We start from the raw sequence: 25,165 nt of genomic DNA, 5'->3' as shown, positions 1-25,165 counted from the left end.
CAGCCTGCCTTACCCGCGCCGTAAGCTGAGTGTTTGTGACGATCCCCAATGTGCTGGCCAATCGTTATGCCAGCGAGGACATGGTGGCCATCTGGTCGCCGGAGGCCAAGGTCGTCGCGGAGCGCCGGCTGTGGGTCGCCGTGCTGCGCGCGCAGGCGGAGTTGGGTGTGGACGTTCCGGCGACGGTGGTGGCGGACTACGAGCGGGTGCTCGAACAGGTCGACCTGGCGTCGATCGCGGCGCGCGAGCGGGTGCTGCGCCACGACGTCAAGGCGCGCATCGAGGAGTTCAATGCGTTGGCCGGCCACGAGCACGTGCACAAGGGCATGACTAGCCGCGACCTCACCGAGAACGTGGAACAGCTGCAGATCCGCCGGTCCCTGGAGCTGGTGCATTCGCATGGGGTCGCGGTGGTGGCCCGCTTGGCCGAACGCGCCGTTCTGTATCGCGACCTCGTGATGGCCGGCCGCAGCCACAACGTCGCCGCGCAGGCGACCACCTTGGGCAAGCGATTCGCGTCGGCGGCCGAAGAGATGCTGATCGCGCTGCAGCGCCTGCGCTCGTTGATTGACCGTTACCCGCTGCGGGGCATCAAGGGCCCGATGGGCACCGCGCAGGACATGCTCGACCTGTTCGACGGTGACGCTTCGCGGCTTGCGGATCTGGAGCGACGTGTCGCCGAATTCCTCGGCTTCACAGACATTTTCACCAGCGTCGGACAGGTGTACCCGCGATCGCTGGACCACGACGTCGTCTCCTCGCTGGTGCAGCTGGGCGCGGGACCGTCGTCCTTGGCGCACACCATCCGGCTGATGGCCGGACACGAACTCGTCACCGAAGGCTTCGCGCCCGGCCAGGTCGGGTCATCGGCGATGCCGCACAAGATGAACACTCGCTCGTGTGAGCGGGTGAACGGATTGCAGGTCGTGCTGCGTGGCTACGCCGCCATGGCGGCCGAACTGGCTGGCGCGCAATGGAATGAGGGCGATGTGTTCTGTTCGGTGGTGCGCCGGGTGGCGCTGCCCGACGCATTCTTCGCCGTCGACGGGCAGATTGAAACCTTCCTCACGGTGCTCGACGAGTTCGGGGCCTACCCCGCGGTGATCCAGCGAGAGCTGGATCGGTATCTGCCGTTCCTGGCGACGACGCGAATCCTGATCGCCGCCGTCCGCGCCGGGGTCGGCCGCGAAACCGCCCACGAGGTGATCAAGGAGCACGCCGTCGCGGTGGCCCTGGCGATGCGGGAGAAGGGCCAGGAACCCGACCTGCTGGACCGGCTGGCGGCCGATCCGCGGCTACCTCTGGACCGGCCTGCGCTGGATGCGGCGCTGGCCGACAAACAGGCGTTCACTGGTGCGGCCGGCGACCAGGTGGACCGGGTCGTCGAGGCCGTCGGCGAATTGGTCAGCCGCTATCCCGAAGCCGCCAAATACACTTCGGGTGCCATCTTGTGACACTGGCGGCGGTCGATTTCACCGATCTGGACAACTTCGCGAACGGCTTTCCGCACGACCTGTTCGCAGTGCATCGGCGCGAGGCGCCGGTGTATTGGCACAAGCCGACCGAGCACACCCCCGACGGCGAGGGATTCTGGTCCGTCGCCACCTACGCCGAAACGCATGCGGTGCTGCGTGATCCGCAGACCTTCTCGTCGGTGACCGGCGGCTCCCGCGCATACGGCGGCACGCTGCTGCAAGACCTGGCGATCGCCGGGCAGGTGCTCAACATGATGGACGATCCGCGACACGCGCAGATTCGCAGGCTCGTCAGCTCGGGCCTGACGCCGCGAATGATCCGCCGGGTCGAGGACGATCTGCGTGCGCGGGCGCGGCGGTTGTTGGACGCTGTCGAGCCGGGGGAGCCGTTTGACTTCCTGGTCGACGTGGCCGCCGAGTTGCCGATGCAGATGATCTGCATTCTGTTGGGAGTTCCTGAGTCCGAACGTCATTGGCTCTTTCACGCGATCGAGCCGCAGTTCGATTTCGGCGGTTCACGGAAGGCGACCCTTGGTCAGTTGTCGGCCGAGGAGGCCGGCTCGCGGATGTACGCCTACGGCCAGGAGTTGATCGCCGCCAAGCGCGCGTCGCCGACCGACGACATGCTGTCGGTGGTGGCGAACGCTTGCCTAGATGACACCGTGGACGACGGCGCGCGTTCGCCGGCCCTCCTTTCGGAAATCGAGTTGTATCTATTCTTCAGCCTGCTGTTCAGCGCGGGCGCCGAGACGACGCGCAATGCGGTGGCCGGCGGGTTGTTGGCGTTGATCGACAATCCCGATTCGCTTGCGGCTCTGCGTTCGGATCCGGGTTCGTTGCCGTCGGCCATCGAGGAGATGGTGCGCTGGACGTCGCCCTCACCGTCGAAGCGGCGCACCGCGACGCGCGATGTGTCGTTGGGCGGCTGTGAGATCGCGGCCGGTCAGAAAGTGCAGATCTGGGAGGGCTCGGCCAATCGCGACGCGACGGTTTTCACCGACCCGGATGTGTTCGACATCGGGCGTAAACCGAACCCGCATCTGGGCTTCGGGCACGGTGTGCATTACTGCCTCGGTGCCAACCTCGCGCGGCTGGAGCTTCGGGTGCTGTTCGAGGAACTGCTGACGCGGTTCTCGTTGGCCACGCTGGTCAAACCCGTCGAGTGGACGCGCAGCAACCGGCACACCGGCATTCGGCATCTTGTCGTGGAGCTGCGGTGAGCTTCGAGCGGTGAGACCCGACGCGTTCGCGTTCGTGATGGCGACCGGCATTGTGTCGATCGCTGCGACGGACCACGGCTTCGTGTACGTCAGCGACGGGCTGGCTGTGGTGGCCATCGTCGGGCTCGTGGTCCTCATGGCGGCCGCGGGAGTTTCCTGGCGCGGGCAGCCGCCGGATATTGCGGATCCCGACGTCACGATCGGCATGTTCACGTTCGTCGCGGCGTGCGCGGTCATCGACAGCAGGTTGACGTCGATATCGGCGGTGGTGTGGACACTCGGCGTGCTGGCGGCGGTGGCGTGGTTGGTGGTGAGCGCTTTGACGGCGCGGAATATGGCGGCCAGGTCCTGGAAGGAGTTGCAGGAGCGGGCGCGCGGCGCATGGGAACTGGGCAGCGTCGGCACCTCCGGACTGGCGATCGTCACCGTGGCGCTGGCGCGTGACACGGGTTCGCACGCCCTGCTGATGATCGGTGCGGCGATCTGGCTGGTGGCGATCGCGGTGTATGTGTTGATGACCGCGCTGATCCTGGCGCGGGCGTTCGCCGCGCGACTGGACCCCAGCGGGTTCGAGCCGGACGCGTGGATACTGATGGGCGCCATGGCCATTGCCACGTTGGCCGGCGACCACCTCCACCGGGCGGGGATCGACGACGTCCGCGCCATGACCATCGCGACGTGGTGTGTGGCTTCGTTGTGGATCCTGCCGCTTCTCTACTTCGGCCTTCGACACATCCAGCGGGCCGAAGCCCGGCGTTTCGCCGCGGTGTGGTGGGCGATGGTGTTTCCGCTGGGCATGTACTCGGCGGCCAGCCACGCGATGGCTGTGGAGACCGGATGGCCTGTCCTGTCCGGCGTTTCGCTGACCTTTTTCTGGATCGCGTTCGCCGCGTGGCTCATCGTGGCGTTCGCCGGCGCATGGCGGTTGCGTGTCCGTCGCCACCTACCCTCAAGACATGGACTCCGATGATGCGAACCTGCGGATCTCTGACGACGACCGTGCCCATGTGAGCCAACTGCTCGAACGGGCGGTGGGCCAGGGCATGCTCACCCTCGACGAGTTCAGCGAGCGGATCGACACTGTGCTGGCCGCGCGTACTCGCGGAGACCTGCGCAAGGTCTTGGCCGATCTCCCTGACATGGATGTGCCGCCACCGGCGACGGCGGGCCCTGCCGATGGCGAGGTGTTGCGTGGTCGGATGTCGTCGGTGTCGCGGCGGGGGCGGTGGACTGTGCCGTCACACCTGAGGGTGAACACCCGAATGTGTGACACCACGCTCGACTTCACCAACGCGGCCGTGCGCGGTCCGACCGTCGTCCTGGACATCGACGACTACTTCAGCTCGACCGAACTGATCCTGCCCGACGGCGCCACCGCCGACCTCGACGGTGTCGAGACGTTCGCCGGCAGCACGACCGTCAAGGTGCCCCGCGGCCCGGGGTCGGAGCGGTTGCATGTCGTGGTCCGCGGCCGAGTGCGGTTCGGGTCGGTGACGGCGCGGTACTCGTTCGGGCGGGTGTGGCGGCGCGTGCTCGGGTAGTGCGGTTCACTGGCCGGTCGCCGCGGCGATCTCAGCGATCACGCGTTGCGCATACTCCGTCAGGTCAAGCCAGGTGAAGCGCAACACCTTCCAGCCGAGAAGCGATATTGCATTCTGGCGCTTGCGGTCGATCTGAAACGCATCGGGGTCGTGGTGGAAGGCCCACCCGTCGACCTCGATGGCGACTTTCGCTGCGACGAAGCCGACGTCGACCTTGTAGCCGCCGACGGGATAATTCGCCTTCCAGCCGGTGAACCCAGCGTCGCGAAGAAGCTTCACCAGCAGTCGCTCGGCCTCCGAGCGGGCGCCGTCCTCGGCCGCCTGCAAGAGCCTGCGTGCCGAGGGCGAGCCGTACCTGCCCTTGTTGCGTAGGTGCGCTCGCCATAGCTACGCGAGGTCGACGTGGCGCTGCAATGCGGTATCCATCAACTTGGCTCCGCCACCGCGCCGGACCGCGGCTTCAACGACTGTCAGCGGCAGTGCGGTGACTCGCAGCCCGTCGCGCTCGACCACGTCGTGCGGGTCGAGGTCACGCCGCCGCAGCCGGGTTTCCGGCCGATGTCGAAGTCGGCTGTCTCGTGGAACGGTGACCTCGACCGTCGTCGGCGCGAATTGCGTCAGCCGGTGCCACCATGCCGCCGCCATGCCGCTCGCGCATGCCTGCGGGCCGTAGGCCAACACAGCGACGCGTACCCGAGCGGCGTCGGTGAATCGCCGATCGGCGACGAAGTACACGCCGCGAGCGCAGCGCAGCCAACGCCCCGACCGAATCCTGCGGTTGATCGCAACCTGGCTCAGCCCCACACGAAGCGCCTGGGTTCGGGTGAGTACGCCGTCCTGTCGGCACAGATAGTCGTCGGGCACTCTGTGTGGACGCGAGAACGTGCCCGACCGGTTCCATTCCGGGCGACTCGTGGAGCCGCACCGGCTCTCACCGCCGCCAAAACTCCACAAATCGCTCAGGTACGGAGCCGCGCGACTCCTGCCGAACGCAGCTCCAGCGCGGCCAGGCCGCGGATCGCCGTGGCGTCGTGCTCGCGCCACGCCCCGACGGGATCGGGGTGAATCGCCGCCAGCTTGGCCAGCGGCCGGTTGGCCAGCGCGCGCAGCGCCAGCAGTTGCTCGCCGGCGGGAGTGCGGGCCAGCGCGATCGCGGTCCATTTCCGACGGAAGAACCGAAGCCGCAGATACAGCCACGGCATCGCGACGAACAGGACTGGCGGCGCGGCCACCGCCAGCGCAAGCACCCACGCCAACCAGGACGCGGTGGTGTCGAGGCTCTGACCGGCCCCCGCGATGTCGAGCGCGGCCTCGCTGGCCGCCCGCAGCGGTTTGCTCAGCGCGTCGCCGACGAGCGGGAAGTCGCCGGTGCGGTCACTCGCGGTGTCGAGATTCTCGGACACCCCGTTGGCGCCCGTCTCGACTTGACGGCCCACCGCGGCGATCGTCGAGACGGCCGAGTGCACGGCCATGCCGACCATCACCCACACGGTGGTCCAGGCGACCACGACGATGTCGCTGATCAGCTGGCCGAGGACACGCGACGGTGTGGTGGCGTAGGGGATAAACCGCGAAGTCATGGCTGTAGATGCTGCCCGATAGGCTGGCCCGATGCGCCCCGCTCTGTCCGACTACGAACATCTGGCCAGCGGCAAGGTTCGCGAGCTGTACCGCGTGGACGACGAGACGCTGCTTTTCGTGGCCAGTGACCGCATCTCCGCCTACGACTACATCCTGGACTCGCAGATCCCCGACAAGGGCCGCATCCTGACCGCGATGAGCGTGTTCTTCTTCGACCTCCTCGACGCGCCCAACCACCTCGCCGGCCCACCCGACGACGAGCGCATCCCCGCCGACGTGCTCGGTCGCGCGCTGGTCGTGCAGGAACTCCAGATGCTGCCGGTCGAGGCCGTCGCGCGCGGCTACCTGACGGGGTCGGGTCTCATCGACTATCAGCAGACCGGCAAGGTGTGCGGGATCGCGCTGCCCGCGGGACTGCGCGAGGCCAGCAGGTTCGCGCAGCCGCTGTTCACCCCGGCGACCAAAGCCGAACTGGGACAGCATGATGTGAACATCTCATTCGACGAGGTGGTCGAGTTGATCGGCACGCAGCGAGCCGAACAGGTCCGCGACCGGACACTGCGGACCTACATCCAGGGCGCCGAGCACGCGTTGACCAAGGGCATCATCGTCGCCGACACCAAATTCGAGTTCGGCGTGGACAAAGACGGCGAACTGCGGCTGGCAGACGAGGTGTTCACCCCGGACTCGAGCCGATACTGGCGCGCCGACGACTGGGAAGAAGGTGTCGTGCAGCAGAGCTTCGACAAGCAGTTCGTCCGCAACTGGCTCACCGGGCCGGATTCCGGATGGGACCGAACCGGCGACACCCCACCGCCACCCCTGCCGCCGGACGTCGTCGAAGCCACCAGGGCTCGCTACATCGAGGCGTACGAGCGCATTTCGGGCCTCGACTTCAGCGATTGGATCGGCGGATGAGCGACGCTTGCGGAGCGAATCAACAGCGGATGAAGCCGCCGGTCGCCAAACGCGTCGAGACCCGCCGCGAGCATCACGGCGACGTCTTCGTCGACCCCTACGAGTGGCTGCGCGACAAGAGCGATCCGGACGTGACCGCACACCTCGAAGCGGAGAACGCCTATACCGAGCACGTCACCGAGCATCTGGCGCCGTTGCGGCAGAACATCTTCGACGAGATCAAGGCACGCACCAAGGAGACCGACCTTTCGGTGCCGACCCGACGCGATGCCTGGTGGTACTACGGCCGCAGCTTCGAGGGCAAGCAGTACAGCGTGCACTGCCGTTGCCCCGTCGCCGATCCCGACGACTGGACGCCGCCGGTGCTCGACGAGAACACCGAGATTCCCGGCGAGCAGGTGCTGCTCGACGAGAACGTCGAGGCCGAGGGACACGACTTCTTCTCCCTGGGCGCCGCCTCGGTCAGCCTGGACGGCAACATCCTGGCGTACTCCGTCGACGTCAAGGGCGACGAGCGATACACGCTGCGGTTCAAGGATTTACGCACCGGAGAACTGTACGACGACACGATCGTCGGAATCGGCCCGGGCGCGACATGGGCGGCCGACAACCGCACCGTGTACTACTCAACGCTCGACGAGGCGTGGCGCCCGGACACCATCTGGCGGCACCGGCTGGGCGCCGGCCTGCCTGCGCAACGCGTGTATCACGAACCCGACGAACGGTACTGGCTCGGCGTCGGCCGGACCCGCAGCGACAAGTATGTCATCATCGCCGCCGGTAGCGCCGTCACCTCCGAGGTGCGTTACGCCGATGCGACGGATCCGGAGGCCGAGTTCACGGTCGTGTGGCCACGCCGCGACTTCGTCGAGTATTCCGTCGAGCACGCCGTCGTGGGCGGCGAAGACCGGTTCCTCATCCTGCACAACGACGGTGCGGAGAACTTCACGCTCGTCGATGCGCCGGTCGACGACCCCACCGCGGTGCGCACACTGATCGAGCACCGCGACGACGCCCGCCTGGATTCCGTGGACGCGTTCGACAGGCACCTCGTCGTCAGCTACCGGAGCGAGGCGCTGCCGAAGATCCAGCTGTGGCCCATCTATCCGAATGGTGAATACGGCCACCCCGAGGACTTCACGTTCGAGTCCGAACTCACGTCAGCCGGGTTGAGCGTCAACCCGAACTGGAGCGCACCCAAACTACGGATCGGCGCCACCTCATACGTCATCCCGGTGCGCGTCTACGACGTCGACCTCGCCACCGGTGAACGGACGCTGCTGCGCGAGCAGCCCGTGCTCGGCGACTACCGCCCCGAGGATTACGTCGAACGCCGCGATTGGGCAGTGGCGCCCGACGGTGCGCGGATACCGATTTCGATCGTGCACAAGATCGGCCTGCAGTATCCGGCGCCGACGCTGCTCTACGGATACGGCGCATACGAGGCTTGCGAGGATCCACGTTTCTCCATCGCACGTCTGTCGCTGCTCGAGCGCGGCATGGTGTTCGCGGTCGCCCACGTGCGCGGCGGCGGGGAGCTGGGTAGGCCGTGGTACGAGCACGGCAAGATGCTCGAGAAGAAGAACAGCTTCACCGACTTCATCACCGTTGCAAACCATCTCGTGCAGACCGACATCACCCGACCGGAGAACCTCGTCGCTTACGGGGGCAGCGCCGGCGGTCTCCTGGTTGGCGCGGTCGCGAATATGGCGCCGGAACTGTTCGCGGGAATCCTCGCGGTGGTGCCGTTCGTCGACCCGCTCACCACGATCTTGGATCCGTCACTCCCGCTCACCGTCACGGAGTGGGACGAGTGGGGAAACCCGTTGGAGAGCAAGGAAGTCTACGAGTACATGCAGTCGTACTCGCCGTATGAAAACGTGGCGGCCAAGCATTATCCGCCGATCCTCGCGATGACGTCGCTCAACGACACCCGGGTGTACTACGTCGAGCCTGCGAAATGGGTTGCGGCACTGCGTCACATCAAGACCGACGGCAATCCGGTGCTACTCAAGACCGAGATGAACGCCGGCCATGCTGGTATCAGCGGACGCTATGAGCGCTGGAAGGAGACCGCGTTCCAGTACGCCTGGTTACTGGATGTCGCCAAGGCCGATCACGAGCGTCGGCCCTAACCACAATCTAGGCACTGTCAAGTTCTCCGGGTATGCTGGTGGGATGAGCAGGACCTCGTACCACCACGGCGATCTGAAGGCCGTCATCCTCGCAGAGGCGGCCGATCTGGTGGCCGAGCGTGGCGCCGACGGCATCTCGCTGCGCGAGCTGGCCCGCGTGGCGGGGGTGTCGCACGCGGCGCCCGCGCACCACTTCACCGACCGCCGTGGCCTGTTCACCGCGCTGGCGGCCCAGGGTTGGCGAAAGCTGGCCGCTGCCCTGGCCGATGCGAGGCCGGATTTCCTCGATGCCGCACTGGCGTACGTGCGGTTCGCCCTCGACAACCCCGGCCACTACGCGGTGATGTTCGACCGGTCGCTTGTCGACCCGGCCAACCCGGAGTTGGTGGCGGCTCAGGATGCTGCGGGCGCCGAGCTGGCACAGGGCGTCGGGACCCTCGACGATCCGCGCGCCACCGAGGACCCCCAAGCTGCCGCGCTGGCGGCGTGGTCACTGGTGCATGGGTTTTCGCTGCTGTGGCTGAATAAGGCGATCGACGTCGACGGTGATCCGATGGCAACGGTCCACCGCGTGGCGGGCATGCTTTTCAAGACCGGGTAACGTGCGGGCATGACCGACACTCCGCTGACCGATATCGCTGTCACCACCCTCGACGGCCGCGACACCACGTTGGGCGAACTTGCCGACGGCGCCGCGCTGGTGGTCAACGTCGCTTCGAAATGCGGCCTGACGCCGCAGTACACCGCGCTCGAGCAACTGGCCAAGGACTACCGCGACCGCGGTCTGACGGTGATCGGCGTGCCGTGCAATCAATTCATGGGCCAGGAGCCGGGTACCGCCGAGGAGATTCGGGAATTCTGCTCGACCACTTACGGAGTGACGTTCCCGCTGCTGGCCAAGACCGACGTCAACGGTACCGACCGGCATCCGCTGTACGCCGAACTGACCAAGACACCCGACGACAGCGGCGAGGCCGGCGACATCCAGTGGAACTTCGAAAAGTTTCTGCTCGCGCCGGGCGGAACGGTGGCCAAGCGGTTCCGTCCCCGCACCGAGCCCGATTCTCCTGAGGTGATCGCGGCCATCGAGGGTGTCCTGCCGCGATAGCATGCGATGGTCATGTGCCGTCAGCCTGTCGTAAACCGTTGTGACACCTGACGTTGCCATACTGGCCGCGTGGCTGGACAACTGATCGTCTCCGTCTCCGGGATCAGCGATCGCACGATCCCCGACGTGGCGGAGTTCTGCGCGCAACTCGACATGCGCGGAGTGCCTGTCTCGTTCCTGGTGGCGCCGAGGATCAAGGGCGGCTACCGGCTCGACGACGACGCCGCCACGGTGCAGTGGCTGGCACGCAGACGCGATGCGCGCGACGTGATTGTGCTGCACGGTTTCGACGAGGCGGCCACCAAGAATCGGCGTGGAGAGTTCGCGACACTGCCGGCGCACGAGGCGAATCTGCGGTTGACGGCCGCCGACCGCGTGATGGAGCACATGGGTTTGCGCACGCGGCTGTTCGCGGCGCCGGGTTGGACGGTGTCGCAGGGGACACTCATGGCGCTGCCGCGCAATGGCTTTCGGCTGGTCGCCGGTCTCACGGAGATCACCGATCTGGCCCGCGGGACGGCGGTACGGTCGCGGGTCCTCGGCATCGGTGAAGGTTTCCTCAGCGAGCCGTGGTGGTGCCGGACACTGGTGTTGTCCGCCGAGCGCATCGCGCGACGAGGAGGGGTGGTTCGAGTGGCCGTCGCCGCCCGGCATCTGCGCAGGCCGGGGCCGCGGCAGGCGATGCTCGACGCCGTCGACCTCGCACTCATGCACCGGTGTGTGCCCGGTGTCTACGAATGGCGGCCGTTCAGCGCATTGACAGACGCCGCATAGCGTCCGCCCGCTAACGTGGCGACATGGCAGATGCTGACGTCATTGTCGTCGGGGCCGGGCTTGCGGGCCTGGTGGCGGCATGCGAACTCGTCGAACGTGGCCGCCGCGTATTGATTCTCGACCAGGAGAACTCCAACAACATCGGCGGTCAGGCGTACTGGTCGTTCGGCGGACTGTTCTTCGTCGACAGCCCCGAACAGCGCCGGCTGGGCATCCGGGACAGCCACGAGTTGGCTCTGCAGGACTGGCTTGGCTCGGCGGGATTCGACCGCCCGGAGGATCACTGGCCACGCCAATGGGCGCATGCCTACGTCGATTTCGCAGCGGGCGAGAAGCGCGGCTGGCTGCGCGAGCGTGGCCTGCAGACGTTCCCGATCGTCGGGTGGGCCGAGCGCGGCGGATACGACGCCCGCGGACACGGCAATTCGGTGCCGCGGTTCCACATCACCTGGGGTACCGGACCGGCGATCGTCGACATCTTCGCGCGCCGCCTGATCGGACGCGCCCGGTTCGCGCATCGGCATCGCGTCGACGAGCTGATCGTCGAGAACGGCGCCGTCGTCGGCGTGCGCGGAACAGTGCTCGAGCCCTCGGACGAGCCGCGCGGTGTCGCATCGTCACGAAAAGCAGTCGCGGAGTTCGAGTTCCGTGCACAGGCGGTCGTCGTCGCGAGTGGCGGCATCGGAGGCAACCACGACCTGGTGCGGCAGAACTGGCCCCAGCGGATGGGCCGGGTGCCCGAACAGTTGCTGTCCGGCGTACCCGCGCACGTGGACGGACGCATGATCGGCATCACCGAGGCGGCCGGGGCGCGGGTGATCAACAGCGACCGGATGTGGCATTACACCGAGGGCATCACGAATTACGACCCGATCTGGCCGCTGCACGGGATCCGGATCCTGCCCGGGCCGTCGTCGTTGTGGTTGGACGCCAACGGTAACCGCCTGCCGTCGCCGCTGTATCCGGGGTTCGACACGCTCGGCACGCTGGAGCACATCGCACAGACCGGGCAGGACTACACGTGGTTCATCCTCAATGCGCGGATCATCGCCAAGGAGTTTGCGCTCTCCGGTCAGGAACAGAACCCGGACCTCACGGGCCGCAGCGTCCGCGATGTCTTGGCGCGGGTACGTGCCGGCGCGCCGCGACCGGTGCAGGCGTTCGTCGACCGTGGGGTCGACTTCGTCAGCGCTGATTCCCTGCGCGAGTTGGTTTCTGCGATGAACGCCGTCCCCGATGTCCAGCCGCTGGACTACGCGACGGTGCAGGCCGAGGTCACCGCTCGCGACCGGGAGGTCGCGAACAAGTTCACCAAGGACTTTCAGATCGCCTCGATCCGGGTGGCGCGCAACTATCTCGGCGACCGGGTGAGTCGCGTCGTCGCGCCGCACCGGTTGACCGATCCGAAGGCCGGTCCGCTGATCGCGGTCAAACTGCACATCCTGACGCGAAAGTCCCTGGGTGGCTTGGAAACCGACCTCGACGCGCGGGTACTGCGACCCGACGGCGGCGTGTTCGAGGGCTTGTTCGCCGCGGGGGAAGCTGCGGGATTCGGCGGTGGCGGCGTGCATGGATACAGGTCGCTGGAGGGCACCTTCCTCGGCGGGTGTGTGTTCTCCGGCCGGGCCGCCGGCCGCGCGGCGGCACGCGACACCGCCTAGACCCGGCGAGCAGCCGTAAAGTGCCCCGAAAACGCGTGAAAGATGGGCAGTTTGCGTCTGCTCGCGTGGCCCCAGCTCGCGCTCAGAAAGCCCTGCTGTTCTCCGGGTCCAGCACCTGAAAGTCGGTGTCCGTCATCTCCGAGAGCCTGCCGTAGAAGATGCCGCGGGCGCTGGGATCGATGATCCCCTGATGGATGGGCACCGCATGCGTCGGCGCCACGGCGCGTAGGTAATCCACCGCCTCGGCGATCTTCATCCACGGCGCGGCCGCGGGCGTCGCAAGCACGTCGACCGGTTCGCCAGGAGTGAACAGCGCGTCGCCGGGATGCATGAGGCGGGCACGATGCGAGCCGTCGCCGATCAGGTACGAGATGTTGTCGATCACCGGGATCTCCGGGTGGATCACCGCGTGCTTGCCGCCGACACCGCGGACCGTGAGGTGGTCGATGGTGAACTCGTCGCCGACGTTGACCGCGCGCCACGGATCGCCGAGTTGGGCGGCGGTCTGCGGGTCGGCGTACAGCGCGGCCTGCGGATTGGCGTCGAGCAGCGCGGGCAATCGCTCGGTGTCGGCGTGGTCGGGATGCTGATGGGTGATCAGGATCGCCGACAGCCCCGTGATGCCCTCGAAACCGTGCGAGAACGTCCCGGGATCGAAAAGAATCGTCGATTCGCCACCCGATTCACCCTTGAAATTCGCGAGTAAGCATGAATGTCCGAAATGCGTCAATTCCATGCCTATATTGTGGCGGCGCTGGCCGTGTTCAGGGGGTACTTGAGTCGTGCGATTGCTGCTGGCAGTGGCGCTCACGGCGTTCGGTGTGGCGATGACACCCATCCCGACGGCGGCCGCCGTGCCGGGCATCTGCCCGCCGATCTGCGACGCGATTCCCGATTCCGCGTGGTCGGTGTCCAGTGAGCTTCCGTTGTACTCGGTGTACCGCTGGCCGGGCCTGGCCGGGTTGGCGGTCAGCGCGCCCTCGCCGCGGTTCATGTTCGAGGAACTCTGCAGCAGCCCCCCGGTGCCCGCCGACCTGCGCGACTATGTGGTCGCGGCCAGGGCCGAGGTCGGCAATCCAGCTGGTCAGTGGCAGCTACGGGCGCAGGTGTTGCACTGGCGCGGAGACGTCGCGCACAACGGTCCGCTGTCGCGGTCGGTGCTCGACACCGCGCGACAAAGGCTGCGGACCTGCCAGTTGACGGCTCCGCTGGTGTCGCCGTCGATCACCACGACCGACCCGGAGCGGCTGGCCGCGGTGATCAGCGTGGCCGGCCAACAGGTGGTGCATCAGTATCTGCTCGCGCATCCGACGAGCGGCACGATCGTCGAACTGGCGATGTGGTCGACCCTGCCGGTGCAGGTGCCCTGGGTCGCGGTGCCCGACGCGCAGGTTTTTGACGCGCTGACCGCCCCGCTGTGCGGCGCGTACCTGGGTTCGTGCCGGTGACTCGCGCAAGCCGAAGCCGCCGGTACAGTTGACGCGTGGCAAGGGTGGTGGTGCACGTGATGCCCAAGGCGGAGATCCTCGACCCGCAGGGGCAGGCGATCGTCGGCGCGTTGGGCCGACTTGGCTTCGACGGTGTCTCAGATGTGCGGCAGGGCAAGCGCTTTGAGCTCGAGGTCGACGACAGCATCGACGATGACACTCTCGCGGAGATCGCAGAATCGCTGTTGGCGAACACCGTGATCGAGGACTGGTCGGTGAGCAGGGAGCAGTCGTGACCGCTCGTGTGGGCGTCATCACATTTCCCGGCACCCTTGACGACGTCGACGCCGCGCGCGCCGTTCGGTTGGCCGGTGCCGAAGCCGTTCCGCTCTGGCATGCCGACGCCGATCTGAAGAACGTCGACGCGGTGGTGGTGCCCGGCGGGTTCTCCTACGGGGACTATCTGCGGGCCGGCGCGATCGCGAAGTTCGCGCCCGTGATGGGCGAAGTGGTGCGGGCCGCCGGGCAGGGTATGCCGGTGTTGGGTATTTGCAACGGTTTTCAGGTGCTGTGCGAGTCGGGTCTGCTGCCGGGCGCGTTGACCCGCAATGTCGGACTGCACTTCGTCTGCCGTGACATCTGGCTGGAAGTCGCATCGACCTCCTCGGCGTGGACATCGCGTTACGAGCAGGGCGCCGACCTGCTGATCCCCCTGAAGTCCGGCGAGGGCCGCTATGTGGCCAGCGACAAGGTGCTCGACGAGCTCGAGGGCGAGGGACGGGTGGTGTTCCGCTACCGGGAGAACCCCAACGGCTCACAACGCAACATCGCCGGCATCAGCTCCGCCGACGGACGCGTCGTCGGCCTGATGCCGCATCCCGAGCACGCGACCGAGGCGCTCACCGGACCGTCCGACGACGGGCTCGGCCTGTTCTACTCCGCGCTGGACGGCGTGCTGAGCGCCTGAGCGGAGCACACGACACGCCGCGCTTCAACAGCCCCTCTGCGCGCTATTTGGCAGCGAGCCTGACGAGCTCTCGCCCTTGGTGCACGACGTATACGTTGCCGTCGCGGTCGACGGTGATGTGGGTCGGGCTCTGGAGGCCGGTGAACGGTAGCTGGGCCCATTCGCCTCCCCCGGCGGGCATGCGTGAGACGGTATTTGCCTTCACGTCGGTTGCATACAGATTGCCCGCAGTGTCGACGGCTAGGCCACCGACATCTTCGGGCCCACCGTCGACCGGTTCGGCGGCCTCCGCGTCCTTCGCTATCTTCACGATCTCACCCATCGTGAACACGAACAGGTTGTCTTCGGCGTCGATCGCCACGTGTCCTGCCCCAGTGACGCCGGTTACGGGCAGCTCGGTCGGACTGTCCGCACCCGGAATGTATTTCAACAGTTTGTTCTGCTTGTTGTCGCCGAGATAGATTGTGCCGTCGGTCGCCACCGCGATATCGCTGTAATTTTGCAGCTTGGCGAAGGGCAGCCTCTTCGGTTCCGTGGATCCGGGTGAGACGGTCTGAACGAGACCGTCGAGAGTGACGAAGTACAGCGTGCCGTCCGGTGCAACGGCGGACGTTGAGACTGTCGGATAACCACTGAGGTTCAACGGGGTCGGGCGAACTGCTCCTGGTGCCAGAGTGGAGATTCCGGTGGCGCCACCCAGATAGAGGACGTTCTCATCGTCGACGCTCAACGACGAAATGCCCATCGCGACAAGCGGGAACGTACTCTGCGTGCCCGTCTGCAGTGGCACATCCGGCGGCCGGGAGGTCGGTGCAGAGTTCGTGCACGCAGCCACCAACACAACGACGGCGGCGATGCCGAGGAGGAATCCGAGCACACCACCGCGCCGCTGTAGACCCTGCTTGACGATGTTCAAGAGCCCCCCGCCGTCGGCAAGCAACGGTTCACCTTCTCCGTCTCCACGCTGGGAATCGTAGCGGCCTGCTTGTTTGGGTTGTCCACCTCCGCTGGTCCGCTCGCGCACTCAGGGCGTCAGCGCGACCGAGGCTTCGGCGGTGTAGCACAGGAACGTCAGCGTCTCCTCCAGATACAGCTCGACTGTTCCTGCGTCGTGCGACAGGTAGCCGATCGACACGTCGGTACCCAGCTGCAGGTCGAAATCGCCTCCGCGCGTTGACAGTACGAACGCACCGTCGATAGCGGGCGCCCAGATGATGTCGCCGTCGACGAGCCGGTGGAGGTGCTCGCGGATCGGATAGCCGTGCTGGGTGGTCTCGCTGACCTTGGTGTACACCTCGGCCGACAGCAGCACCGAGTAGGGGCCGTCGACGCCGGAGAGCCGCAACTCGGACAACGCCTGGGAGATCACGTCGGGGATGTCGCGCTCGTCGTCGGGCAGCGCCAGCGCGGTGTTGGAACTGCACGCCCGGATGCCTTCGATGGACGCCGCCTCGTAGCCCTCGAAGATCGCCCGGTCCTCGGCGAAGGCCAGCTTCATCGCGGCATCCTTGACCGGGTCCCAGTCCGAATCCTGCGAGCCCCGCTCGACGTCGTCGATTGCAGTGCGGGACACGGTGAACGGGACCCGCAGCCGTACCAACGGCTTGGCTTCGCGCAGGTGCGCGATCACGCCGTCGCCGGGAGGAGCGACGTCACGCAGATGCCCTGTGCTGATCGCAGCGGTCGCCGGCCCGCCGGGCTCGCTGACGTCGACCACCCGCCGCCCGGCGATGTGCCGTTTGAACGTGCGGCTGGCCTCCAATTCTATTTCCGCCCAGGCGGCTTCGGTGACCGGCGCCAGATCGCGATACAGGTTGTTCATCAACGGATTCCTTTCAAGCTGCCGATGTCGAGCGAGCCTTCGTATTCGGCGGGAGTCACCACGGCCACCGCCGGCGGAGCCCCGTCGGCGACCGAATCAGGCAGTGGCGGAGGGTCGTCGAGGAAGTCGACGGTCGGGGTGAAGAACATGCCGCCCGTCAGGGCGGTCGAGAAGTCCAGGATGCGGTCGGTGTTGCCCGGCGGGTCGCCGATGAACATGTTGTCCAGCATCCGTTCGGTGACCGCGGCGCTCCGCGAATACCCGATGAAGTAGGTGCCGAACTCGCCCTTTCCGATCTCGCCGAACGGCATGTTGTGCCGCACGATCTTCAGCTCGTTGCCGGCGTCGTCTTCGATCACGTTCAGTGCGACATGTGAATTGGTCGGCTTGACCGCATCGTCGAGTTCGATGTCGTCGAGTTTGGTGCGGCCGATCACCCGCTCCTGCTCCTCGACCGCCAACGAGTTCCATGCCGCCATGTCGTGTACGTACTTCTGCACATGCACATAACAGCCGCCCGCGAAATCGGGGTCCTCGTCGCCGATCTGGGTTGCCGAGCGCGCGAGCGCACCATCCGGGTTCTCGGTCCCGTCGACGAAGCCCATCAGGTCGCGGTTGTCGAAGAACTTGAAGCCGTGCGTCTCGTCGACGATGGTGATCGCCCCGTCCATCGCCTCGACCAGCTTGGTGGCCAGCTCGAAGCAGACGTCCATCGACTCGGCACGGATATGGAACAGCACGTCGCCCTCGGTCGCCGGGGCGTGGTGGCGCCCGCCGCGGATCTCGGTGAAGGGATGCAGCTCGGCCGGTCGAGGACCGCTGAACAGCCGGTCCCAGGCATCGGAGCCAATTGATGTGACCGCCGACAGCCGTTTTGTCGGATCGCGGAAACCGATGGCCCGCACCAGACCCGAGATCTCGGTCAGCGCATCGTGCACGGTCTCCTCCCGGCCGGCGACGATGGTCGCCACCAGGAAGACGGCCGCCGGCGTCAACGGTTCGAGCACCGGCTGCGGCTGTATTTCGGGCACAACTGGACCCTATCGCCAATGATCTTGAATCACCCGTAAAGATGAAGAGATGGCAGCCAGCCCTCAGAGCCTGTGTGAGTTCATCGACGCCTCGCCTTCGCCGTACCACGTCTGCGAGACCACCGCGGACCGGCTGCGCTCGGCGGGCTTCCGCGAACTCTCCGAGGCCGACCCCTGGCCGTCGTCCGGGGGCCGGTTCTTCACCGTGCGGGCCGGCTCGCTGATCGCCTGGCGGACGGATGCGGACAGCCAGGGCGCACCGTTTCGCATCGTCGGCGCCCACACCGACAGCCCGAACCTGCGGGTCAAGCAGCACCCCGACCGATACATCTCGGGATGGCGGGTGGTCGCGCTGCAGCCGTACGGCGGCGCGTGGCTGAACTCGTGGCTGGACCGCGACCTCGGCGTCAGCGGCCGGCTCTCGGTGCGCGACGGCAGCCACCTGGTGCACCAACTCATCCGGATAGACGAACCGATCCTGCGGGTGCCGCAACTGGCCATCCACCTCGCCGAGGACCGCAAGGCCGTCGAGCTGAACCCGCAGCGCCACGTCAACGCGGTGTGGGGCGTCGGTGGCGGGCCCGAAGCGTTCCTCGACTATGTGGCCGAGTACGCCGGCGTGCCGGCCGACGACGTGCTGGGCGCCGATCTGATGACCCACGACCTGACCCCCTCACGGCTTGTCGGCTCGGGCGGCAAGCTGGTCAGCGCGCCTCGGCTGGACAACCAGGCGACCTGCTACGCCGGACTGGAAGCGTTCTTGGCCGCCGAACCACGCGCGTACCTGCCGGTGCTGGTGCTTTTCGACCACGAGGAGGTCGGCTCGCAGTCCGACCACGGCGCACAGTCCGATCTGCTGGCAACCGTGCTGGAGCGCATCACACTGGCCGAGGGCGGCGGGCGCGAGGAGTTTCTGCGCCGACTACCGGACTCGATGGTGGCTTCCGGCGACATGGCGCACGCGACTCATCCGAACTACCCCGAACGACATGAGCCGGGGCACCTCATAGAGGTCAACGCGGGCCCGGTTCTCAAGGTTCAGCCGAACCTGCGCTACGCCACCGACGGCCGGACCGCTGCGGCGTTCGCACTGGCCTGCGCGCAGGCCGGAGTGCCGCTGCAGCGCTATGAGCACCGGGCGGATCTGCCGTGCGGGTCGACGGTGGGGCCGATGACCGCGGCTCGCACCGGCATCCCGACCGTCGATGTGGGCGCACCGCAGCTGGCCATGCATTCGGCCCGGGAGGTGATGGGCGCCGATGACGTCACCGCCTACGCCGCGGCGTTGACGGCGTTCTTGTCACCGCAGTGATCTAGGGTCGGCGCCATGACCCTCGCCATCGTGAACGTCACCTTCGACAGCACGGATCCCGATATGCTCGCCGAGTGGTGGGCGCGCGCTCTGGGCGGCCAGGTAAACGCGGTTGCGCCAGGCTTTTTCGTCACCGTGTCCCGGCCGGACGGCGGCCCGGGCCTCGGTTTTCACAAGGTCGACGATCCCACGCCGGGTAAGAACCGGGTGCACCTCGACTTCGGCGTCGGCGACACCGAGGCGGAGGTCGAACGCCTGGTCGGGATCGGCGCCACCGAAACCGCCCGGCACAGCATCGGCGACTTCGGCTGGGTGGTGCTCGCCGATCCGGACGGCAACCTGTTCTGTATCGGCTCGGCCGATCACCCGTAGCCCCGGCGGCGGCACAGGCGGGCCGTCGCCGGGACCGGATGGTGGTTACTTGATCCTGCTGGCGAGCAGGCGCTTACCTTCTTCGGCGCCCTTCCTGCTGTCAGCCTGCGCCTTGCGGAACAGTTCTGCGAGCTCATCGTCGCCGTCGCGCTCGGCGTCCCGGACGTAGGTCTCCATCCGCAGCGCGTTCTCGAGGCACTGCTCGGTGTACCAGATGAGGTTGTAGTTCTTGTCCTTCGTCCCGGTCACCTGGCCGGTTTCGGTGGATGTGCTCATTGGTCGCCTCCTTCCTTTGGTGACGAGATTCGCCTACCCGGAGCGACCACGGCCAAACCCGTGTCGAGGGCCTGGGTCCGACGGCCCAAACTAGACTGGCCACGTGACGTCGGAGCTAACCCACGCCTTGGACACCGTCGACCGCGCCGCCGCCACCCCGGATCAGCCGCAACCGTTTCGTGAACTCGGACTCAAGGACGACGAGTACCAGCGGATCCGGCAAATTCTGGGCCGTAGGCCCACCGACGCCGAGCTGGCGATGTACTCCGTGATGTGGAGTGAGCATTGCTCCTACAAGTCGTCGAAGGTCCATCTGCGCTATTTCGGCGAGACCACCACCGAGGAGATGCGCAAGACGATGCTGGCCGGCATCGGTGAGAACGCCGGCGTCGTGGACATCGGTGACGGGTGGGCGGCCACCTTCAAGGTGGAATCGCACAACCACCCCTCCTACATCGAGCCCTATCAGGGTGCGGCCACCGGCGTCGGCGGGATCGTGCGCGACATCATGGCGATGGGCGCCCGCCCGGTCGCGGTCATGGACCAGCTGAGGTTCGGCGCGGCCGACGCGCCCGACACCCGCCGCGTCGTGGACGGCGTGGTGCGTGGAATCGGCGGGTACGGTAACTCGTTGGGACTGCCCAACATCGGCGGCGAAACGGTGTTCGACGCGTCCTATGGGGGCAACCCGCTGGTGAACGCGCTGTGCGTCGGGGTGTTGCGCAAGGAGGACCTGCACCTGGCGTTCGCGTCGGGAGCGGGCAACAAGATCATTCTGTTCGGTGCCCGCACCGGCCTCGACGGCATCGGCGGCGTGTCGGTGCTGGCCTCGGAGACCTTCGGCGGCGACGAGAGCGGCGCGCCCGGGCGCAAGAAGCTGCCCAGCGTGCAGGTGGGCGATCCGTTCATGGAGAAGGTGCTCATCGAGTGCTGCCTCGAGCTGTACGCCAACGACCTGGTGGTCGGCATCCAGGACCTCGGCGGTGCCGGATTATCCTGCGCCACAAGTGAACTCGCCTCCGCCGGCGACGGAGGCATGCGCATCGAACTGGACACGGTGCCGCTGCGGGCGGCCAACATGACGCCCGCCGAGGTCCTGTCGAGCGAATCGCAGGAGCGGATGTGCGCGGTCGTCACGCCCGACAACGTCGACAAATTCATGGCCGTCTGTCGCAAGTGGGAGGTGCTGGCCACCGTCATCGGCGAGGTGACCGACGGCGACCGACTGCAGATCACCTGGCACGGCGAGACCGTCGTCGACGTGCCACCGCGCACGGTCGCGCACGAAGGCCCGGTCTACGAACGACCGGTACAGCGGCCCGACACGCAGGATGCGCTCAACGCCGACACCACGGCGAGGCTGCCGCGGCCATCGACCGGTGCAGAGCTCAAAGCGGCTCTGCTTGCGCTGCTGGGAAGTCCGCATCTGTGCAGCCGTGCCTTCATCACCGAGCAGTACGACCGCTATGTGCGCGGCAACACCGTGCTGGCCGAAGACGCCGACGGCGGGTTATTGCGCGTCGACGAGACCAGCGGGCGCGGCATCGCGATCTCGACCGACGCGTCGGGCCGCTACACCGCGCTCGACCCGTACGCCGGGGCGCAGTTGGCGCTGGCCGAGGCATACCGCAACGTCGCGGTCACCGGCGCGACTCCGGTCGCGGTGACGAACTGCCTGAACTTCGGTTCGCCGGAGGACCCCGGCGTGATGTGGCAGTTCAGCCAGGCGGTGCGCGGCCTGGCGGATGGCGCTGCGGCGCTGGGCATTCCGGTCACCGGCGGCAACGTCAGCTTCTACAACCAGACCGGCACCACCGCGATCCTGCCGACACCGGTCGTCGGTGTGCTCGGCGTGATCGACGACGTGAAACGACGCATTCCCACCGGTTTCGGCGACGAACCGGGCGAGACGCTGATGCTGCTGGGCGACACCCGCGACGAATTCGACGGATCCATCTGGGCGCAGGTCACCGCCGACCACCTGGGCGGGCTGCCGCCCGCGGTGGATCTCGCACGCGAGAAACTGCTCGCCGAGGTGCTTACCGCCGCGTCCCGCGACGGTCTCGTCTCAGCTGCGCACGACCTGTCCGAAGGCGGGCTGATCCAGGCCGTCGTCGAGGCCGCGCTGCGCGGTGAAACCGGTTGCCGCATCGTGCTTCCCGAGGACTGGCAAGAAGGAACTGGTCCGTTCACGTTCTTGTTCTCCGAATCTGCGGGCCGGGTGCTGGTGGCGGTGCCACGCACCGAAGAGAGCCGGTTCCGCGCCATGTGCGAGGCCCGCGGCCTGCCCGCCACCCGCATCGGCGTGGTCGATGCCGCCAGCGATGCGATCGAGGTCCAAGGTCTGTTCACCGTCACTCTGGAGGACCTGCGCAGCACGTCAGAAAGCGTGCTGCCCAGGTTGTTCGGGTGAGCGAACACACGCGGCAACGACACCCGATACACGTCTGGGCGTGGCGCCTGGTCCGCCTCGACTTCGTCGGCGTCGCGTTCGCCGCATTGTTCTTCTGCCTGTCGTTGACGCCGTCGCTGCTGCCGCGTGACTGGCTGTTCGCAGGCCTGATCGGCGGTCTCAACGCCGCGATCGGCTACGGCATCGGCGTCTTCCTCGCAAAAATGCTGCGCCGCTTCGTGTTACGCCGTCGCACCTGGTGGCCTCCATCGAAGCGGATGTTGTTGGTGCTCAAGACCGCGACGGTGGTGCTGTCGATCGCCGCCAGCATCGTGATGGTGATCCCGGCAGCGGCGTGGCAGCGACAGGTGTCGGCGGTGATGGGCATCGAGGGACCGGCCACGCTCGGGTACCTGCGCACGCTGGTCGTCGCGTTGCTGGTCGGCGGTGTGTGCGTGGCCGTCGCGCGCGTGCTGCTCGAGGTGATCAAGACGATGGCCCGGTTCTTCATCCGGCGCTGGCGTCTGCACGACGAGGTGGCGCTGTTCATCGGCACTGCGATCGTCGTCGTGCTTGCCATCACGCTGATCAACGGTGTGCTGGTGCGCGGCTTCCTCGCCGGCGCCAACCGGGTGTTCCAACCGCAGAACACCACCACTCGGGAAGGCGTCATCCAACCGATCGAACCCGAAAGATCGGGCAGTCCAGAGTCTTTCGCGGCCTGGGACACATTGGGCTACCAGGGCCGCAACTTCGTCGCCACCGGTCCGCACGCCGACGAGCTCACCGAACTCAACGGAGCGCCCGCCCAGGAGCCGATCCGGGTGTATGTCGGGCTGCAGACCGCCGAAACCGCCGAACAGCGAATGGCGGTCCTGCTCAGCGAGCTCGAGCGCACCGGCGCGTTCGAGCGTGAGCTGCTGGTCATCATCCCCACCACCGGCACCGGCTGGATCAATCCGGTGGCAGCCCGGGCGCTGGAGATGATGTACAACGGCGACACCGCGCTGGTCGGATCGCAGTACTCCTTCCTGCCGAGCTGGATCTCCTTCCTCGGTGACCAGCAGAAGTCGATGGTCTCGGGGCGCATGATGATCGACGCGATTCAGCAACGCTGGGAAGAACTTCCGCAGGACCGGCGGCCGAAACTCGTGCTCTACGGGGAGAGCCTGGGCTCGATGGCCGGGCAGGGCGCGTTCGAGTGGCTGCCCGACATCTCGCGGATGGGCTTCTCGTCGGTGCTGTGGGTGGGACCACCGAACGCCAGCCCGCTGTGGAAAGCCATCACCGAGCGGCGGGATCCGGGCACCCCGCAAGTCGAGCCGCGTTACGACAACGGCCGCACCGTCCGGTTCTCCGAAGCCACCGATCCCGCCGAGATCGAGCGGGACACAGCGCCGCCGTGGGAGGGCACGCGCGTGCTGTTCCTGCAGCACCCGTCCGATCCGATCGTGTGGTGGTCGCCGGATCTGCTGTTCAGCCGGCCGGACTGGCTGCGCGAACCGCCCGGTCGCGACCGCACGGCCTCCATGCGGTGGTATCCGATCGTGACGTTCGGTCAGGTTGCGGCCGACATGACCAACGCCAGTTCGGTCCCGGGAGGGCACGGCCACAACTACGGCGATCTCGTGCTCGACGGCTGGGCCGCCGTCGCACCGCCCGACGGCTGGACCCGTGAGGACACCGAACGGATCCGCACCGCGCTGACCAAGACCGAGGGCGAGGACGGACCGGAATACTGATGGCGGCGAACAAGTTTCGCGCGGCAGCTGTGGCCGTCGCCCTGGTGGGATGGAGTTTCATCGCGCCTCGGGTGCGGTTCCATCCGATTGCGAACGCCGCGCTGGGCACCGGGCTGTACGCGCTCGCTCGCCCCCCGCTGGGCCTGCGTCCGCCCGCACTGTGGTCCGGCCTGCGCCACGGCCTGGCCGCGGGTGCGGTGATCGCGCTCGGGGTGGCGGCGGCGACCGCGGTCCCGTCGGTACGAGGCGGAATGGCCGCGCGTGAACTGCCCGACCGTCCGGTGCGGTGGATGGCGTTCGACATTCCGGTCGGAACCGTCTGGCCCGAGGAGGTCGCCTACCGGGCGACGCTGGGTACCGCCGCCGAGACCGCGTTCGAACCGGTCGGCGGGCGCTTTCTGCAGTCGGTGGCGTTCGGCCTGTGGCACATCATGGATGCCCGCCTCACCCGCAACCCGGTGTTGGGCACGGTCCTTCTCACCGGCGTTGCGGGTTGGGCGTTCGGGTGGCTGCATGCCCGCTCGGGCAGCCTCGCCGCGCCGATGCTGGCCCATCTGGCCGCCAACGAGGCCGCGGCGTTGGCAGCGCTCGCCGTTCAGCGGCGCATAGAGTCCCGGGCATGAGCACCGCCGAGCGCGACCGTCCGCGCACCATCGTCGTGACCGGGGCTGCGTCGGGCATCGGGCTGGCCACCGTCAGGCGCCTGCTCGCCCGCGGCGACACCGTGATCGGCGCCGACGTGGCGCCACCACCCGAGGAACCTTGCGAGCGCTTCGAGTTCGTCACCGCCGACATCACCGATGAAGCTGCCGTGGCATCGGTGTTCGCCGCGGTTCGCGGACGCCTCGACGGCGTCGTGCACTCGGCCGGGGTCGCCGGCGGCGGGCCGGTGCACCTGCTCGACCGCGCCGAGTGGGACCGCGTGATCGCGGTCAACCTCACCGGAACGTTCCTGGTGGCCAAGGCCGCGGTGGCGAAGATGATCGAGCAACCGCGCGTCGACGGCGAGCGCGGGTCGATCGTCACCCTGGCCAGCGTCGAAGGTCTGGAGGGCACCGCCGGCGGCAGCAGCTACAACGCCGCCAAGGGCGGTGTCGTGCTGCTCACCAAGAACATCGCCGTCGACTACGGCCCGAGCGGTATCCGCGCGAACGCCATCTGCCCCGGGTTCGTCGACACCCCGATGCTCCAGAGCGTGATGGGCCTCGAAGGCATGGCGGGCCCACTGCGTTCCATCACCGAGGAGCACGCTCTGCAACGGCGCGGCCGGCCAGACGAGATCGCGGCCGTCGCAGCGTTTCTCGTGTCGACCGATGCGTCGTTCGTGACGGGGCAGGCCATCGCGGTCGACGGTGGCTACACCGCCGGTCGCGACCACGGCGTGGTCAAGCTGTTCGGTTTCCCGGACTGA

25 protein-coding genes and 1 pseudogene are annotated in these 25,165 nt (G+C 67.3%); 19 read left to right on the top strand and 7 right to left on the bottom strand.

Going from position 1 to position 25,165, the window contains the following annotated elements; all coding sequences use genetic code 11:
• Nucleotides 1–35: 35 nt before the first annotated feature.
• Genes purB through AU187_RS07840 form a run of 4 tightly spaced genes read left to right on the top strand, consistent with a single transcriptional unit; the run spans nucleotide 36 to nucleotide 4,236 of the window.
• Nucleotides 36–1,454 (top strand): adenylosuccinate lyase, encoded by a 1,419-nt coding sequence (gene purB / locus AU187_RS07855; protein ID WP_059098349.1) that lies wholly within the window; start codon nucleotides 36–38, stop codon nucleotides 1,452–1,454.
• Nucleotides 1,451–2,695, top strand: coding sequence for a cytochrome P450 (locus AU187_RS07850; RefSeq protein WP_059098348.1), 1,245 nt, complete (start codon nucleotides 1,451–1,453; stop codon nucleotides 2,693–2,695). Before purB ends, AU187_RS07850 begins: the two co-directional genes overlap by 4 nt.
• A 10-nt stretch (nucleotides 2,696–2,705) precedes the next feature.
• Nucleotides 2,706–3,665, top strand: coding sequence for a tellurite resistance/C4-dicarboxylate transporter family protein (locus AU187_RS07845; protein WP_231740242.1), 960 nt, complete (start codon nucleotides 2,706–2,708; stop codon nucleotides 3,663–3,665).
• Complete coding sequence (locus tag AU187_RS07840) at nucleotides 3,652–4,236, top strand: DUF1707 SHOCT-like domain-containing protein (protein ID WP_059098347.1); 585 nt, start codon at nucleotides 3,652–3,654, stop codon at nucleotides 4,234–4,236. Before AU187_RS07845 ends, AU187_RS07840 begins: the two co-directional genes overlap by 14 nt.
• Nucleotides 4,237–4,242: 6 nt before the next feature.
• Here AU187_RS07840 and AU187_RS07835 read toward each other — a convergent pair.
• Both AU187_RS07835 and AU187_RS07830 read right to left on the bottom strand, forming a co-directional pair.
• Nucleotides 4,243–5,100, bottom strand: a pseudogene (locus AU187_RS07835) (PDDEXK-like endonuclease domain-containing protein).
• Nucleotides 5,101–5,195: 95 nt separating this feature from the next.
• Nucleotides 5,196–5,816: a hypothetical protein gene (locus AU187_RS07830; protein WP_059098346.1), complete on the bottom strand. Its 621-nt coding sequence runs from the start codon at nucleotides 5,814–5,816 to the stop codon at nucleotides 5,196–5,198.
• A 31-nt stretch (nucleotides 5,817–5,847) separates the two neighbouring features.
• On the opposite strand from AU187_RS07830, the gene AU187_RS07825 reads away from it, so the two are divergent.
• The 6 genes from AU187_RS07825 to AU187_RS07800 all read left to right on the top strand — a co-directional run bounded on the left by AU187_RS07825 (nucleotide 5,848) and on the right by AU187_RS07800 (nucleotide 12,413).
• Nucleotides 5,848–6,735: a phosphoribosylaminoimidazolesuccinocarboxamide synthase gene (locus AU187_RS07825; protein WP_059098345.1), complete on the top strand. Its 888-nt coding sequence runs from the start codon at nucleotides 5,848–5,850 to the stop codon at nucleotides 6,733–6,735.
• Nucleotides 6,736–6,764: 29 nt separating this feature from the next.
• Complete coding sequence (locus tag AU187_RS07820) at nucleotides 6,765–8,870, top strand: S9 family peptidase (protein ID WP_059098344.1); 2,106 nt, start codon at nucleotides 6,765–6,767, stop codon at nucleotides 8,868–8,870.
• Between the two features lie 43 nt (nucleotides 8,871–8,913).
• Nucleotides 8,914–9,471: a TetR/AcrR family transcriptional regulator gene (locus AU187_RS07815; RefSeq protein WP_059098343.1), complete on the top strand. Its 558-nt coding sequence runs from the start codon at nucleotides 8,914–8,916 to the stop codon at nucleotides 9,469–9,471.
• A gap of 9 nt (nucleotides 9,472–9,480) precedes the next feature.
• Complete coding sequence (locus AU187_RS07810) at nucleotides 9,481–9,978, top strand: glutathione peroxidase (RefSeq protein WP_059098342.1); 498 nt, start codon at nucleotides 9,481–9,483, stop codon at nucleotides 9,976–9,978.
• A gap of 69 nt (nucleotides 9,979–10,047) precedes the next feature.
• On the top strand, nucleotides 10,048–10,752 hold the full coding sequence (locus tag AU187_RS07805) for a DUF2334 domain-containing protein (protein ID WP_059098341.1): 705 nt from the start codon (nucleotides 10,048–10,050) through the stop codon (nucleotides 10,750–10,752).
• Nucleotides 10,753–10,775: 23 nt separating this feature from the next.
• Nucleotides 10,776–12,413: an FAD-binding dehydrogenase gene (locus AU187_RS07800; RefSeq protein WP_059098340.1), complete on the top strand. Its 1,638-nt coding sequence runs from the start codon at nucleotides 10,776–10,778 to the stop codon at nucleotides 12,411–12,413.
• 82 nt (nucleotides 12,414–12,495) lie between these two features.
• Here AU187_RS07800 and AU187_RS07795 read toward each other — a convergent pair whose 3' ends face one another.
• A complete protein-coding gene (locus tag AU187_RS07795; protein WP_059098339.1) occupies nucleotides 12,496–13,149 on the bottom strand; it encodes an MBL fold metallo-hydrolase in 654 nt (217 codons plus the stop codon).
• 46 nt (nucleotides 13,150–13,195) lie between these two features.
• Here AU187_RS07795 and AU187_RS07790 point away from each other — a divergent pair, with 46 nt between their 5' ends.
• Genes AU187_RS07790 through purQ form a run of 3 tightly spaced genes read left to right on the top strand, consistent with a single transcriptional unit; the run spans nucleotide 13,196 to nucleotide 14,807 of the window.
• A complete protein-coding gene (locus tag AU187_RS07790) occupies nucleotides 13,196–13,861 on the top strand; it encodes a hypothetical protein (protein WP_059098338.1) in 666 nt (221 codons plus the stop codon).
• Nucleotides 13,862–13,896: 35 nt separating this feature from the next.
• A complete protein-coding gene (gene purS / locus AU187_RS07785) occupies nucleotides 13,897–14,136 on the top strand; it encodes a phosphoribosylformylglycinamidine synthase subunit PurS (protein WP_059098337.1) in 240 nt (79 codons plus the stop codon).
• Nucleotides 14,133–14,807 (top strand): phosphoribosylformylglycinamidine synthase subunit PurQ, encoded by a 675-nt coding sequence (gene purQ / locus AU187_RS07780; protein ID WP_059098336.1) that lies wholly within the window; start codon nucleotides 14,133–14,135, stop codon nucleotides 14,805–14,807. Before purS ends, purQ begins: the two co-directional genes overlap by 4 nt.
• 43 nt (nucleotides 14,808–14,850) lie before the next feature.
• Here the strand turns inward: purQ and AU187_RS07775 are convergent, their stop codons facing one another.
• From AU187_RS07775 to AU187_RS07765, 3 genes are read right to left on the bottom strand one after another with little or no spacing between them, the layout of a single operon-like run.
• Nucleotides 14,851–15,831 (bottom strand): NHL repeat-containing protein, encoded by a 981-nt coding sequence (locus AU187_RS07775; protein ID WP_156442335.1) that lies wholly within the window; start codon nucleotides 15,829–15,831, stop codon nucleotides 14,851–14,853.
• Complete coding sequence (locus AU187_RS07770) at nucleotides 15,832–16,629, bottom strand: family 1 encapsulin nanocompartment shell protein (RefSeq protein WP_059098334.1); 798 nt, start codon at nucleotides 16,627–16,629, stop codon at nucleotides 15,832–15,834.
• Entirely contained in the window at nucleotides 16,629–17,660 is a 1,032-nt protein-coding gene (locus tag AU187_RS07765) for a Dyp-type peroxidase (RefSeq protein ID WP_059098333.1), read from the bottom strand. The genes AU187_RS07770 and AU187_RS07765 overlap by 1 nt, the downstream gene beginning before the upstream one ends.
• A gap of 49 nt (nucleotides 17,661–17,709) precedes the next feature.
• Here AU187_RS07765 and AU187_RS07760 point away from each other — a divergent pair, with 49 nt between their 5' ends.
• Together AU187_RS07760 and AU187_RS07755 are read left to right on the top strand one after the other, a co-directional pair.
• Nucleotides 17,710–18,972 carry a M18 family aminopeptidase gene (locus AU187_RS07760; protein WP_059098332.1) on the top strand — a complete coding sequence of 421 codons (1,263 nt, stop codon included), beginning with the start codon at nucleotides 17,710–17,712 and terminating at the stop codon, nucleotides 18,970–18,972.
• Between the two features lie 15 nt (nucleotides 18,973–18,987).
• Nucleotides 18,988–19,344 (top strand): VOC family protein, encoded by a 357-nt coding sequence (locus AU187_RS07755; protein ID WP_059098331.1) that lies wholly within the window; start codon nucleotides 18,988–18,990, stop codon nucleotides 19,342–19,344.
• A gap of 45 nt (nucleotides 19,345–19,389) precedes the next feature.
• On the opposite strand, the gene AU187_RS07750 is transcribed toward AU187_RS07755, so the two are convergent.
• Nucleotides 19,390–19,620 (bottom strand): hypothetical protein, encoded by a 231-nt coding sequence (locus AU187_RS07750; protein ID WP_059098330.1) that lies wholly within the window; start codon nucleotides 19,618–19,620, stop codon nucleotides 19,390–19,392.
• Nucleotides 19,621–19,723: 103 nt separating this feature from the next.
• Between AU187_RS07750 and purL the strand changes: the two genes are divergently transcribed.
• Genes purL through AU187_RS07730 form a run of 4 tightly spaced genes read left to right on the top strand, consistent with a single transcriptional unit; the run spans nucleotide 19,724 to nucleotide 25,165 of the window.
• Nucleotides 19,724–22,033, top strand: a complete 2,310-nt coding sequence (purL, locus tag AU187_RS07745) for a phosphoribosylformylglycinamidine synthase subunit PurL (protein ID WP_059098329.1) — start codon at nucleotides 19,724–19,726, stop codon at nucleotides 22,031–22,033.
• Nucleotides 22,030–23,754: an alpha/beta hydrolase gene (locus AU187_RS07740; RefSeq protein ID WP_059098328.1), complete on the top strand. Its 1,725-nt coding sequence runs from the start codon at nucleotides 22,030–22,032 to the stop codon at nucleotides 23,752–23,754. Before purL ends, AU187_RS07740 begins: the two co-directional genes overlap by 4 nt.
• Nucleotides 23,754–24,377: an Rv0804 family intramembrane glutamic endopeptidase gene (locus tag AU187_RS07735; RefSeq protein ID WP_059098327.1), complete on the top strand. Its 624-nt coding sequence runs from the start codon at nucleotides 23,754–23,756 to the stop codon at nucleotides 24,375–24,377. The genes AU187_RS07740 and AU187_RS07735 overlap by 1 nt, the downstream gene beginning before the upstream one ends.
• The gene (locus tag AU187_RS07730; RefSeq protein ID WP_059098326.1) at nucleotides 24,374–25,165 is read left to right on the top strand and encodes an SDR family NAD(P)-dependent oxidoreductase; all 792 of its coding nucleotides are present in this window, start codon (nucleotides 24,374–24,376) and stop codon (nucleotides 25,163–25,165) included. The genes AU187_RS07735 and AU187_RS07730 overlap by 4 nt, the downstream gene beginning before the upstream one ends.

This window comes from Mycobacterium sp. IS-1556 (genome assembly GCF_001499985.1).
In the GTDB taxonomy this organism is placed as follows: domain Bacteria; phylum Actinomycetota; class Actinomycetes; order Mycobacteriales; family Mycobacteriaceae; genus Mycobacterium.
The sequence above is the reverse complement of the archived record's forward strand: the minus strand, read 5'-3'. Positions and strand labels throughout refer to the sequence as shown.

Excerpts from the sequence above, each read along its gene's own strand:
- AU187_RS07840 (WP_059098347.1), top strand. The coding sequence starts at position 3,652 with ATGGACTCCGATGATGCGAACCTGCGGATCTCTGACGACGACCGTGCC.
- AU187_RS07830 (WP_059098346.1), bottom strand. The coding sequence starts at position 5,816 with ATGACTTCGCGGTTTATCCCCTACGCCACCACACCGTCGCGTGTCCTC.
- AU187_RS07825 (WP_059098345.1), top strand. The coding sequence starts at position 5,848 with ATGCGCCCCGCTCTGTCCGACTACGAACATCTGGCCAGCGGCAAGGTT.
- AU187_RS07820 (WP_059098344.1), top strand. The coding sequence starts at position 6,765 with ATGAAGCCGCCGGTCGCCAAACGCGTCGAGACCCGCCGCGAGCATCAC.
- AU187_RS07815 (WP_059098343.1), top strand. The coding sequence starts at position 8,914 with ATGAGCAGGACCTCGTACCACCACGGCGATCTGAAGGCCGTCATCCTC.
- AU187_RS07810 (WP_059098342.1), top strand. The coding sequence starts at position 9,481 with ATGACCGACACTCCGCTGACCGATATCGCTGTCACCACCCTCGACGGC.
- AU187_RS07800 (WP_059098340.1), top strand. The coding sequence starts at position 10,776 with ATGGCAGATGCTGACGTCATTGTCGTCGGGGCCGGGCTTGCGGGCCTG.
- AU187_RS07795 (WP_059098339.1), bottom strand. The coding sequence starts at position 13,149 with ATGGAATTGACGCATTTCGGACATTCATGCTTACTCGCGAATTTCAAG.
- AU187_RS07770 (WP_059098334.1), bottom strand. The coding sequence starts at position 16,629 with ATGAACAACCTGTATCGCGATCTGGCGCCGGTCACCGAAGCCGCCTGG.
- AU187_RS07760 (WP_059098332.1), top strand. The coding sequence starts at position 17,710 with ATGGCAGCCAGCCCTCAGAGCCTGTGTGAGTTCATCGACGCCTCGCCT.
- AU187_RS07755 (WP_059098331.1), top strand. The coding sequence starts at position 18,988 with ATGACCCTCGCCATCGTGAACGTCACCTTCGACAGCACGGATCCCGAT.
- AU187_RS07750 (WP_059098330.1), bottom strand. The coding sequence starts at position 19,620 with ATGAGCACATCCACCGAAACCGGCCAGGTGACCGGGACGAAGGACAAG.
- AU187_RS07735 (WP_059098327.1), top strand. The coding sequence starts at position 23,754 with ATGGCGGCGAACAAGTTTCGCGCGGCAGCTGTGGCCGTCGCCCTGGTG.
- AU187_RS07730 (WP_059098326.1), top strand. The coding sequence starts at position 24,374 with ATGAGCACCGCCGAGCGCGACCGTCCGCGCACCATCGTCGTGACCGGG.